We start from the raw sequence: 11,929 nt of genomic DNA, 5'->3' as shown, positions 1-11,929 counted from the left end.
CCGGCCGGGCGGCGGGTCGCCGACCGCCGGCCCGGTCCGCGCCGGCGGTCCGGAACCGGTCTAGAACCCCAGCCGGCGCAGCTGCTTCGGGTCGCGCTGCCAGTCCTTGGCGACCTTCACGTGCAGGTCGAGGAAGACGGGGGTGCCGAGCAGGGCCTCGATCTGCTTGCGGGACTTGATGCCGACGTCCTTCAGGCGCTTGCCCTTGGGGCCGATGATGATGCCCTTCTGGCTGGGCCGCTCGATGAAGACGTTCGCGTGGATGTCGAGGAGCGGCTTGTCCGCGGGGCGGTCCTCGCGCGGCAGCATCTCCTCCACCACCACGGCGATCGAGTGCGGCAGCTCGTCGCGGACGCCCTCCAGCGCCGCCTCCCGGATCAGCTCGGCCACCATCACCTGCTCGGGCTCGTCCGTCAGGTCGCCCTCGGGGTAGAGCGCGGGGCCCTCGGGCAGCAGCGGGATCAGCAGGTCCGCCAGCAGGTCCACCTGCTTTCCGGCGGTCGCCGACACCGGCACGATCTCCGCCCAGGTGATGCCCAGCTCCTCGCCGAGCTGGTCGATGGCGATGAGCTGCTCGGCCAGCGCCTTGGGGTCCACCAGGTCGGTCTTGGTGACGATCGCGACCTTCGGGGTCTTCTTGATCCCCGCCAGCTCCTTGGCGATGAAGCGGTCGCCGGGGCCGATCTTCTGGTCGGCCGGCAGGCAGAAGCCGATCACGTCGACCTCCGCCCAGGTGGTGCGCACCACGTCGTTCAGGCGCTCGCCGAGCAGGGTGCGCGGCTTGTGCAGACCCGGCGTGTCCACCAGGATCAGCTGGGCGTCCGGGCGGTGCACGATGCCGCGCACGGTGTGCCGCGTGGTCTGGGGCCGGTTGGAGGTGATCGCCACCTTCTGCCCGACCAGAGCGTTCGTGAGGGTGGACTTGCCCGCGTTGGGGCGGCCCACGAAGCAGGCGAAGCCGGCACGGTGAACGGTCTCGGCCGGCTGCTCGGATGACTGGGTACGCACGCTCATGGCGCCCATTCTCCCTGATCCACGAAGCACCGCCGCACCCCGCGTCCCCAGGCCGTCCGCGGTGAGCTTCCGGAAACCCCCGCGCAACACGAAACGTCATGGAAACACGGCCGTACGCGACAGGAAACGCGGGCCGGTGAGGCTCGGACGAACCCCCGTTCCGAGGAGACCCGCCCGTGGAATCCGTGCCCCTGGCCGCCGCGCACATCGACACCGGTGACACCGCCTGGCTGCTCGCCGCCACCGCCCTCGTCCTGCTGATGACCCCGGGGCTCGCCCTCTTCTACGGCGGCATGGTCCGCACGAAGAGCGTCCTCAACATGCTGATGATGAGCTTCGTGTCGATCGCCCTGGTGACGGTGGTGTGGCTGGCGGGCGGCTACTCCCTGGCCTTCGGCGACGACGCCTTCGCCGGACTCGTCGGCGGGCTGGGGCACGCCGGCATGGCGGGCCTCGGCCCGGACAGCGTCCACGGCACCGTGCCCACCGTGCTGTTCGCCACCTTCCAGCTCACCTTCGCGATCATCACGGCGGCGCTGATCAGCGGGGCCATCGCCGACCGGGCCAAGTTCGGGGCGTGGCTGCTCTTCGTGCCGGTCTGGGCGCTGCTCGTATACGTTCCGGTCACCCACTGGGTGTGGGGTCCCGGCGGCTGGATCGGGGCCGACCTGGGCGCCCTCGACTTCGCCGGCGGGCTGCCGGTCGAGATCACCTCCGGTGCCTCGGGGCTGGCGCTGTGCCTGGTCCTCGGGCCGCGGCTGGGCTTCAGGAAGGACGCGATGCGCCCGCACAACCTGCCGATGGTGGTGACGGGCGCCGGGCTGCTCTGGTTCGGCTGGTTCGGCTTCAACGCGGGTTCCGCGCTAGGCGCGAACGGCCTCGCGGCCGCCGCCTTCCTCAACACCCTCGCCGCGGGCTGCACCGGCCTGCTCGGCTGGCTGTTCGTCGAGCAGAAGCGCGACGGGCACCCGACGACGCTGGGCGCCGCCTCCGGCGCGGTGGCGGGCCTGGTCGCGATCACCCCGTCGTGCGGCACGGTCTCCCTGGTCGGCGCCCTGGTCGTCGGGCTGGCCGCCGGTGTGCTGTGCAGCTACGCCGTGAGCTGGAAGTTCAAGCTGAACTACGACGACTCGCTCGACGTCGTCGGCGTCCACCTGGTCGGCGGCATCGTCGGCACGCTCCTGATCGGCCTGTTCGCGGTGAAGGCGATGACCGGCGGCGCCGAGGGGCTCCTCTACGGCGGCGGGCTCGCCCCGCTCGGCAAACAGCTGGTGGCGGTGGTGGCCGTGGCGGTGTACGCCTTCGCCGCGACCTACGGCCTCGGCAAGCTGCTCGACAAGCTGATGGGCTTCCGGGCGAGCGAGGACGAGGAGCAGACCGGCCTGGACCTTACGGTGCACGCCGAGACGGCCTACGATCACGGGGTCCTGGGCCACGGCGCCCCGGTCGCCGCGTCCGCTCTCGTCTCCGCCGCCCAGAAGGTCAAGACCCAGTCATGAAGCTCATCACCGCCGTCGTCAAGCCGTACCGCCTCGACGAGGTCAAGACCGCGCTCCAGGAGCTCGGCGTGCACGGGCTGACCGTGACCGAGGCGAGCGGCTACGGCCGCCAGCGCGGCCACACGGAGGTCTACCGCGGCGCCGAGTACCGCGTGGACCTGGTGCCCAAGGTCCGTATCGAGGTGGTCGTGGAGGACGCGGACGCCGAGGCCGTCATCGAGGCGGTCGTGAAGGCCGCGCAGACCGGGAAGATCGGCGACGGCAAGGTGTGGGCCGTGCCCGTCGAGACGGTCGTCCGGGTCCGCACGGGCGAGCGCGGCCCCGACGCGCTCTGAGCCCCCGGCACCGCACGCCGCACCCCACGGACCACGGCGAACACCGAACGCCGGACACCACGACCCCGTCGACACACGGTCGGCGGGGTCGTCGGCGCCGGCCGGCCGGATCGGCAGGACGGCCGGATCTGCGGGATCCGCGGGCTACTGGGCGGCCGGGCCCGCCGGCACGGTCAGCCGGACGGCTCCGTCCGGACCGGCGAGCAGCACCGGCGTCCTGGGCCCGCCGAGGTCCGAGACGGCGGCCAGGTCCGCGGGCGCGACGCCCTCCGTCTCGCTGACCAGCGCCGCCGCCTCCAGCGACTGCGCCCCGGACGCCACCGCCATCGCCACCGCCGTCTGCAGGGCGCTCAGCTTCAGCGACGCCAGGTGAACCGTCCCGGCGACGTAGGTGCGGCCGGTGTCGTCCCGCACGGCGGCCCCCTCCGGCACACCGTTGCGGGCCCGCGCCGAGCGGGCCAGGGTGACGATCTTGCGGTCCTCGGGATCGAGCGCGTTGCTGTCGGTCATGCCCCGAGCATACGAAGCCGTACCGGACGCCACGCACACGGAGCCCCACCCACGGCCGCCGAGGTCACCCCGGCACCGGGTCCCTCGCGTCCTACGGACGGTCCAGGCGCAGGCGCTCGGCGCGCGGGAGGCCCGCCACCACCAGGTCGTAGGAGTCCTCGACGAGTTCGCGCAGGAGCCGGTCGGGGAGGCCGCCGTCGGCGGTGACCGTGTTCCAGTGGCGCTTGTTCATGTGGTAGCCGGGGACGATCAGGCCCTGGTACCGCGCGCGCAGGCGGATCGCGTCCTCCGGGTCGCACTTGAGGTTGACCGTCAGCGGGCGGGCGTCCAGGGCCGACAGGGCGAAGAGACGGCCCTGGACCTTGAAGACGGAGGTCTCGGGGTTGAACGGGAAGTCCTCCACCGCCGCCTCGAACGACAGGCAGAGGGCGCGCAGTTCCCGCGGGGTCACGCCGCCTCCGTCTCCTGCGGCGGGTCCGCCGGTCCGACCGGCTCCACCAGCACCGTCACGATCTTGTTGCGGCGGCCCGCGGCGGCCTCCGCCGTCAGTCGCAGTTCGCGGCCGTCGGGCAGTTCGACGACCGAGGAGGCCCCGGCGATGGGCACGCGGCCCAGCGCCTTGGCGAGCAGCCCGCCGACGGTCTCCACGTCCTCGTCGTCGTACTCCTCCAGGCCGTACAGCTCGCCGAGGTCGGTGATGTCGAGGCGGGCGGTGACGCGGTAGCGGTCCTCGCCGAGGTCCTCCACGGGCGGCAGCTCGCGGTCGTACTCGTCGGTGATCTCGCCGACGATCTCCTCAAGGATGTCCTCGATGGTGACGATGCCGGCCGTGCCGCCGTACTCGTCGATGACGACGGCGACGTGGTTGCGGTCCTTCTGCATCTCGCGCAGCAGGTCGCCGGCGTTCTTGGTGTCGGGCACGAAGACCGCCGGGCGCATGGCCGTGGAGACCAGTTCGCTCTCGGCGTCCCGGCTGATGTGCGTCTTGCGGGCCAGGTCCTTCAGGTACACGATCCCGACGATGTCGTCCTCGCTCTCGCCGGTCACCGGGATGCGGGAGAAACCGGAGCGCAGGGCGAGGGTGAGGGCCTGGCGGATCGTCTTGTAGCGCTCGATCACCACCAGGTCGGTGCGCGGGACCATGACCTCGCGCACCAGGGTGTCGCCGAGCTCGAAGACCGAGTGCACCATCCGGCGCTCCTCGTCCTCGATCAGCGACTCCTGCTCCGCGAGGTCGACCAGCGCCCGCAGCTCCGCCTCGGAGGCGAACGGGCCGCGGCGGAAGCCCCTGCCGGGGGTGAGCGCGTTGCCGATGAGGATCAGCAGGGGCGGGATGGGCCCCATGATCCGCGCCAGCGGCAGCAGCACGTACGCCGCGGCGGTCGCCGTGTTCAGCGGGTGCTGGCGGCCGATGGTGCGCGGGGAGACCCCGACGGCGACGTACGAGACCAGGACCATGACGGCGATGGCGACGACCAGCGCCTCGGCCGTGCCCGCGAACTCCTGGAGGCAGGCGTACGTGACGAGCGCGGCCGCCGCCATCTCGCAGGTGACGCGGACCAGCAGCGCCACGTTGAGATAGCGGGTCGGGTCGGCGGCGACCTGGGCGAGCTTCGCGCTGCCGCGGCGGCCGGACTTCACGGCCTCCTCGGCACGGAAGCTGGACACGCGCGCGAGGCCCGCCTCCGCGCAGGCGGCGAGCCACGCGACGACGACGAGCGCGATCGCGCCGAGGACGATCTGCGGGCTCATGAGACGGTCGGAGCCGGGGACGGGCCGGTCAGGCCCCTCTCCGCGCGCCAGCCGTCCACGATGGCGGCCTGCAGGCCGAACATCTCGGCCTTCTCGTCCGGTTCCTCGTGGTCGTAGCCGAGCAGGTGGAGCACGCCGTGCACGGTGAGCAGCTGGAGCTCCTCGTCCATGGTGTGCCCCGTCGGAGCCTCGGTGCCCTGCTTCGCGGCGACCTCGGGGCAGAGCACGATGTCGCCGAGGAGGCCCTGCGGGGGCTCCTCGTCGTCCTTCGACGGCGGACGGAGCTCGTCCATCGGGAAGGACATGACGTCCGTGGGCCCCGGCAGGTCCATCCACTGGATGTGCAGCTGCTCCATGGCGTCGGCGTCCACGACGATCACCGAGAGCTCGGAGAGCGGGTGGATGCGCATCCGCGCGAGTGCGTAGCGGGCGATGTCGAGGATCGCCTGCTCGTCGACCTCGGTTCCGGACTCGTTGTTGACGTCGATCGACATGGCGCTGTGCTTGTCTACTTCCCCTTGTGCCCGGACTTCGCCCGGCCGCCCTTGTGCGCGCCGGTCTCCGCTCCGTGCTTGGTGTCGTACTTCTCGTACGCGTCGACGATACGGCCGACGAGCTTGTGCCGGACGACGTCGTGGGACGTCAGCCGGGAGAAGTGGACGTCCTCGACGCCCTCCAGGATCTCCTGGACCTGGCGCAGCCCGGACTTCGTGCCGTTCGGCAGGTCCACCTGCGTCACGTCACCCGTGATCACGATCTTCGAGTCGAAGCCGAGCCGGGTGAGGAACATCTTCATCTGCTCGGGGCTGGTGTTCTGCGCCTCGTCCAGGATGATGAACGCGTCGTTCAGGGTGCGGCCGCGCATGTACGCCAGCGGCGCGACCTCGATCGTGCCCGCCGCCATCAGGCGCGGGATCGAGTCGGGGTCGAGCATGTCGTGCAGGGCGTCGTACAGCGGGCGCAGGTAGGGGTCGATCTTCTCGTAGAGGGTGCCCGGGAGGAAGCCCAGGCGCTCTCCCGCCTCGACCGCGGGGCGGGTCAGGATGATGCGGTTGACCTGCTTGGACTGCAGGGCCTGCACCGCCTTCGCCATGGCGAGGTAGGTCTTGCCGGTGCCCGCGGGGCCGATGCCGAAGACGACCGTGTGCTTGTCGATCGCGTCGACGTACCGCTTCTGGTTGAGCGTCTTGGGGCGGATCGTGCGGCCGCGCGAGGACAGGATGTTCTGCGTGAGGACCTCGGCCGGGGTCTCCTGGCCGTCGCTCTCCCCGTTGTCGCTCGCCTTCAGCATGGCGATCGAGCGTTCCACTGCGTCCTCCGTCATCGGCTGCCCGGTGCGGAGCACCAGCATCATCTCGTCGAACACGCGCTGGATGAGGGCGACCTCCGCCGGGGCGCCGACCGCGCTGATCTCGTTGCCCCGGACGTGGATGTCGGCCCCCGGGAAGGCCTTCTCGATCACGCGCAGGAGGGAGTCGCCGGAACCCAGCACGGTCACCATGGGGTGCTGGGCGGGGACGGTGAACTGCGCTCTCGCCTGCCCCTGCGCGGGGCTGCTGGCTGTGGGTGTCTGAGTCATGGGCCGGCGCTGAAGGCCTGCGGTTCCTCCTCTTCACGGCCGCGTAGCTGAGGGCGGCCTCGCGATTCCAAGGGTACGACGCGGAGGTGACAGGGCCGAAGGGCTTTTCGACGGACCGGTCAGCGCAGGGCGCGCAGGGCCTCGGCCGCGCCCGGGGCGCCCTCCCTCACGAAGACGGGGGTGACGCCGAGCGGGGTGGCGTAGCCCGTGAGGGTCCTCGGGCCGTGGATCCGCCGGCCCTGCCCGGCGTCGTACCAAGTGCCCGCGGGCAGGTGGACGGTCCTGGTGGGGCTGTCGGAGAGCTGGGGGGCGGCCAGGACGGCCGGGCCGAGCATCCACTCGTCGGTGACGGTGTAGGCGGCCGCGTCCCGCGGGAAGTCGAAGAACAGCGGCCGCATGATCGGGTCGCCGGTCCGCAGGGTGTGCCGCACCTGGTCGAGGATGTAGGGCGCGAGGCGCTCGTGGCGCGCGATCGCCGCACGGTACAGCGCGACCGTCTCCTCGTCGTAGGTCACCTTCCGGCCGGTGGTCACGTCGATGGTGTCGACCGGCGAGGTGGAGGAGTACATCAGCGGCTGGAGGGCGGCGGACTGGGCCCAGCGGACCAGGACCTGCTTGCTCGGGGCGGGCTGGCCGCTGGAGCCGCCGATCATGTCGGTGGTGACGAACGGGTAGCCGATCGTGGAGATGGCCAGGTTCTGGGTGACGGAGGCGCGCAGCGAGTTCCAGCCGGTGCCCTTGTCGACCTGCCGGGTGACGAATCCGGCGCGGTGGGCGGTGCTGTCCCAGTGGACGCGGATGCCGACGCCCTGCAGGTCGAACTCGTCGGCGAGCTCGGCGCCGAGCCGCTGGTAGTCGGTGGGTTTGTGGCCGGGGCTCGGGGCGCACCGGTCGTCGAAGAAGCGGGTGTCGAACTTCAGCCCGTCGATGCCGTAGGCGCTCATCAGGTTCTTGAGCCGGCCGACGTACCAGGCGCGGGCGTCCGGGTCGGCGAGGTCGACGATCCCGGCGGTGCCGTTCCACCAGGTGACCCGGCACGGCGCGTCCGGGTGGGCGGGGTCCCTGAGCAGGTAGCCGTGGTCGGCGGCGTACCGGTACTGGTCGGAGTCGAGGTTGATCCACAGGGTCACCCAGAGGCCGAAGTCGAAGCCGAGGTCGTGGATCCTGCGCGACATGGCCTTGGGGTCCGGGTAGGCCTTCTCGTCGAAGGTCATGTTCCCGTAGTTGGACTCCCACTTGTCGTCGAGCTGGATGGTGTGCCCGCGCACGCCGTGGTCGTGCAGGTCCTGCGCGTAGTCGAGCAACCTGGCCTGGTCGACGTGGGTGTAGAACTGCGCCCAGGAGTTCCACACCGGCCGGGCGTACTGCGCGTCGGTGGCGTCGCTCTTGGCGGGCCGGCCGACCACGCCGACGTAGTCGCGGTAGACCTCCAGGGGCGTGGACTCCACGAAGACGGTCGCCCGGTACGGCTGGGCGGAGTCGATGTCGAACCGGCCGAGGCCGTCCTCGCTCTCGTTGATCCCCACGGACATGACCTGACCGGTGTCGACGTGCAGCCCGGTGGCGCTGGACGTGAACCAGAACGGGTCGATCATGTAGTAGGAGGCGGGGCTGAAGGACGGGTGCACGACCTGTCCTGTGTCGAGCGGCCAGGGCTGGTCGGTGGCGGGGCCGCCCTTGGGGGTCTGGGCCTCTCCGTGGCCGTACCAGTGCCCGGCGGACTTCAGGTCGTAGGCGAGCCCGAGGCGGTCGGGGGTGGTGCCGCGGACCTGCCAGTCGAGCAGGTAGCGGTCGGCGCGCGGGGTGAGGCGGGCCTCGACGGTGGCGCCGGGGGCGGTGGTGGCGGCGGTGAGGGTGAGGACGCCCTTCGTCCAGGACCAGCCGGTGAGCCGCGTGGCGTGCTGCCAGTCCTCGCCGGTGCGGAAGCGCAGGGCTCCGGTGTCGCCGTCCGCGGTGGCGAGAAGGGTGCGGCCGGACCGGCGTACGGCGAAGGAGAGTTGACGTGCCGTCACATCGACGGTGTAGCCGGGGGCGTCGCCGCTGCGCGGGACGGTGAGGGCGAGTCCGCCGGCGGTGGGGTGGACCCGGGGGGCGCCGGCGGGTTCGGGGGCGGCCTGCGCGGTGGTCCCGGCCGAGGTGCCGACGGGGAGGGCGAGGGCCAGGAGCAGGGCGGCGAGGAGCAGTCGGGGCGTGGGTGATGGTCTGCGCACGACGCATGTCCTTCGACGGAGGGAGTCACGGCGGGAGTCATGGGACAGGAGGTGCCAAAGCCCGTGCAGTATCGTGCTTGATTCCGCGGATAATTGAGCAGCAAACGTCACCTGTCAATGCCGGGCTCCGGGTCGGAGCATCGCACGAACGGTTTACGGGCAGGCCGCAACGACATGGAGACGCGCCGAACTCGGGCCCGGCCGGTGAGGGTCCGTCAGACGGGTATGAGGGTGCCGGGGCGGGGCCGGGCCCCGGGGCGGCCCGTCACCTCGACCCGCGGAAGCCGATGGTCGGCACGGCCCGCCTGCGCGGCCACGGCTCGACGCTCACCCCGGGCACCAGGGCGTCCAGGAACGCGTACCGCCGCAGGCCCGCCGGGTCCTGGCCGTCCACCGACTGCACCCGGCGCCACCAGGCCGCGATCTCGGACCAGCCGGGGGCGGACAGCGAGCCGCCGAACTCCTGCACGGAGAGCGCGGCCGTCAGGCCCGCGAAGGCGAGCCGGTCGGCCAGCGGCCAGCCGGCCAGGGAGCCGGTGACGAAACCGGCGACGAAGACGTCGCCCGCGCCCGTGGGGTCCAGCGCCTCGACCTCGATCGCGGGCACCTCGGCGCTCTCCCCCGTGCGCCGGTCCACGGCGTAGGCGCCCTCCGCGCCGAGGGTGACCACGGCCACCGGGACGTACGCGGTGAGCGCGTGGGCGGCGGTGCGGGGGCAGCCGGTGCCCGTGTAGCGCATCGCCTCCTCGGCGTTGGGCAGGAACGCCTCGCAGTGCTCCAGGTCGGCGAGGCCCGCCAGGTCCCAGGCCCCGGTGTCGTCCCAGCCGACGTCGGCGAAGACGCGGGTGCCCTTCCGTGCGGCCGCCGTGATCCAGGGGGCGCGACTGCCCGGGGTCAGGGAGGCGACGGCGGCCCGCGCGCGGGGCGGGCAGTCCGGCGCGGGCTCCTCCGGGGGCGGCTCGTGGCCGTGGGAGACCATGGTGCGCTCGCCCTCGTACGCCATGGAGACGGTGACCGGCGAGTGCCAGCCGGGCACCGTGCGCGAGGGCGAGAGGTCGATGCCCTCGCCCTGTTCCAGCTCGTCCCAGCAGTACTCGCCGTAGTGGTCGTCGCCGAAGGCGGCCGCCAGCGAGGTACGCAGGCCGAGGCGGGCCAGTGCGGTCGCCATGTTCGCCACGCCGCCGGGGCTCGACCCCATCCCGCGCGCCCAGGACTCGGTCCCGCGCACCGGGGCGGAGCCGAGCCCGGTGAAGATGATGTCGAGGAAGACGGTGCCGGTCAGGTAGACGTCCCACGGCGGGTCGTCCGGGGTGCGCAGGGCGGCCAGGGGGTCGACCTGGGCGTGGGCGTGCGGTGTTCCGACGATGTACTCCGGTCCCTCTCCGGCGGACGCGTTGGACGCGGTCACGGTGCGCTCCCTGACGTGGTGCGGATCAGGCCAGTGTGCACCACCGTGCGGGGGACGGGGCAGTCACCAGCGGGCCCCGCACCCGGCGTTGAGCGTCCGCTACTACCCGGACTTCGAGGGTGCAAACAGAATGTGTCTCAGATCACACCTTCTGGATTCCCGTCCACGACTCCGTGCTTGATACAAATTTCGCGCGCGTTCCTGTCCGTCGACGGTCGGCGCCCCTTCCCCCTCTTCTTGAGCCCTCCCCTTCGCATGCCCTGGGAACGCCCGTGTCCGCCGCTCGCACCCTCCCCTGGCCGCTCGTCGCCCTGTTCACGGCCGGCTACCTCGCTCCGTATCTGCTGCCGACGACCGTCGGTCGCCTGGACACGGGACTCCCGCTGTCCGCGACCCAGGCGGGAGCCGTCGGCAGCGCCCTGCTGCTGAGTTCCGCCGCGGCCGGGTTCCTCCTGGCCTCCCGGGTCGAGCGCTTCGGGGCCCGCACGCTCGCCCGCGTCGGCCTCGCCCTCGCCGTCCTCGGCTACGGCGGGGCCGCGCTCACCGACGCGGTTCCGGCGGTCGTCGCCGGCCTGGTCGTCGGCGGGTTCGGCTCCGGTACGGCCACCACGGTCGCCGCCACCGGGATCGCCGCACACCGGGACCCGCACCGCATCTCCACGCTCGGGCTGCTCGCCGTCTCCGCGCTCGCGGGCGCGCTCTACCTGACGCTGCCTCACCTCGGCCCGGGACACGGTCAGCCGCCCGCCGCGATCGCGCTGACCGCGCTCGCCGTCTGGCCGCTGACGGGCCGTCTGCCCCTGCGCACGGCCGCCCGCACGGCCGTGCAGGAGGGCTCCCGGCTGCCGCACCGTCGCTCGGGCCTGGTGCTCGCCGCCGCCATGCTCTGCTGGTCCCTCGCCCAGAACTCCCTGTGGGGCGTGAGCGGCCGCATCGGCCTGACCCAGGCGCACCTGGGCGAGGTCACCGTCGGCGCGGTGTTCGCGGTGTCGCTCGGCGCCGGACTGCTCGGGGTGATCGGGGCCGGGGCGCTCGGTCCGCGCCTCGGCCGGGCGCTGCCGGTCGGCGCGGGCACGGCGCTCATCGCGGGCTGCATCGTGCTGAGCGCGTCCGCGACCGATCTGACGTCCTTCGCGACCGGCGAGATCTCCTGGAACACGCTCTACCCGATCGTCCTGTCGTACCTGATCGGCCTCGCCGCCTCCCTCGACCCGCGCGGCCGCTGGGCGGTGCTCGTCGGCTCGGCCTCCTCGCTGGGCACGGCCGCGGGTCCGCTGGCCGGCAGCGTGCTGTCCGCGCGGGCCGGGTTCCCGGTGATGGGCTCGGTGCTGGCCGTCGGGCTGCTGGTGATCGCGCTGCCGATGACCGCGGTGGCCCTGCACACGGGCGGACGCGCGCTGCTGCCCGGCACGGTCCGCCGCCGCGGCGGCACCCCGGCCGCCGTGGTCGCCGCCTCCGCCGGTGCCCCCTCGGGCGCGGTGCCGCAGATCGGCGCCCCGGAGCAGCCGGTGGTGGAGATCGCGGTGGACGGCACCGCCGCACCCGTGCGGCCCGCCTACGGCACCGCGGGGCCGCGGCACGCCACGGCGGGCGCGCCGGGCGCCGGCGTCCGCTGACCCCGG

General features: G+C 72.6%; 11 protein-coding genes. 3 read left to right on the top strand and 8 right to left on the bottom strand.

What is annotated here, in order from left to right:
* Nucleotides 1–60: 60 nt before the first annotated feature.
* Nucleotides 61–1,014: a GTPase Era gene (gene era / locus ACIPM1_RS00500; RefSeq protein ID WP_356180936.1), complete on the bottom strand. Its 954-nt coding sequence runs from the start codon at nt 1,012–1,014 to the stop codon at nt 61–63.
* A gap of 185 nt (nt 1,015–1,199) precedes the next feature.
* Here era and ACIPM1_RS00495 point away from each other — a divergent pair, with 185 nt between their 5' ends.
* Together ACIPM1_RS00495 and ACIPM1_RS00490 are read left to right on the top strand one after the other, a co-directional pair.
* Complete coding sequence (locus ACIPM1_RS00495) at nt 1,200–2,513, top strand: ammonium transporter (protein WP_402428120.1); 1,314 nt, start codon at nt 1,200–1,202, stop codon at nt 2,511–2,513.
* Nucleotides 2,510–2,848, top strand: coding sequence for a P-II family nitrogen regulator (locus tag ACIPM1_RS00490; RefSeq protein ID WP_402426928.1), 339 nt, complete (start codon nt 2,510–2,512; stop codon nt 2,846–2,848). The genes ACIPM1_RS00495 and ACIPM1_RS00490 overlap by 4 nt, the downstream gene beginning before the upstream one ends.
* Nucleotides 2,849–2,992: 144 nt before the next feature.
* Here the strand turns inward: ACIPM1_RS00490 and ACIPM1_RS00485 are convergent, their stop codons facing one another.
* The 7 genes from ACIPM1_RS00485 to ACIPM1_RS00455 all read right to left on the bottom strand — a co-directional run bounded on the left by ACIPM1_RS00485 (nt 2,993) and on the right by ACIPM1_RS00455 (nt 10,307).
* Nucleotides 2,993–3,358 (bottom strand): cytidine deaminase, encoded by a 366-nt coding sequence (locus ACIPM1_RS00485; RefSeq protein ID WP_402426925.1) that lies wholly within the window; start codon nt 3,356–3,358, stop codon nt 2,993–2,995.
* A gap of 91 nt (nt 3,359–3,449) precedes the next feature.
* Nucleotides 3,450–3,809, bottom strand: coding sequence for an MmcQ/YjbR family DNA-binding protein (locus tag ACIPM1_RS00480; protein WP_402426922.1), 360 nt, complete (start codon nt 3,807–3,809; stop codon nt 3,450–3,452).
* On the bottom strand, nt 3,806–5,110 hold the full coding sequence (locus tag ACIPM1_RS00475; protein WP_402426919.1) for a hemolysin family protein: 1,305 nt from the start codon (nt 5,108–5,110) through the stop codon (nt 3,806–3,808). Before ACIPM1_RS00475 ends, ACIPM1_RS00480 begins: the two co-directional genes overlap by 4 nt.
* Nucleotides 5,107–5,604 (bottom strand): rRNA maturation RNase YbeY, encoded by a 498-nt coding sequence (ybeY, locus tag ACIPM1_RS00470; protein ID WP_356180923.1) that lies wholly within the window; start codon nt 5,602–5,604, stop codon nt 5,107–5,109. Before ybeY ends, ACIPM1_RS00475 begins: the two co-directional genes overlap by 4 nt.
* Nucleotides 5,605–5,618: 14 nt before the next feature.
* Complete coding sequence (locus ACIPM1_RS00465; RefSeq protein WP_402426916.1) at nt 5,619–6,689, bottom strand: PhoH family protein; 1,071 nt, start codon at nt 6,687–6,689, stop codon at nt 5,619–5,621.
* A gap of 119 nt (nt 6,690–6,808) precedes the next feature.
* The gene (locus ACIPM1_RS00460; protein ID WP_402426913.1) at nt 6,809–8,899 is read right to left on the bottom strand and encodes a glycoside hydrolase family 31 protein; all 2,091 of its coding nucleotides are present in this window, start codon (nt 8,897–8,899) and stop codon (nt 6,809–6,811) included.
* 265 nt (nt 8,900–9,164) lie between these two features.
* Entirely contained in the window at nt 9,165–10,307 is a 1,143-nt protein-coding gene (locus ACIPM1_RS00455; protein ID WP_402426910.1) for a carbohydrate kinase family protein, read from the bottom strand.
* 272 nt (nt 10,308–10,579) lie between these two features.
* On the opposite strand from ACIPM1_RS00455, the gene ACIPM1_RS00450 reads away from it, so the two are divergent.
* Nucleotides 10,580–11,923, top strand: coding sequence for an MFS transporter (locus ACIPM1_RS00450; protein WP_402426907.1), 1,344 nt, complete (start codon nt 10,580–10,582; stop codon nt 11,921–11,923).
* Nucleotides 11,924–11,929: the final 6 nt, after the last annotated feature.

This window comes from Streptomyces sp. NPDC086766, assembly GCF_044746005.1.
Classification (GTDB): Bacteria; Actinomycetota; Actinomycetes; order Streptomycetales; family Streptomycetaceae; genus Streptomyces.
This window is presented reverse-complemented; position numbering and strand designations above follow the sequence as displayed.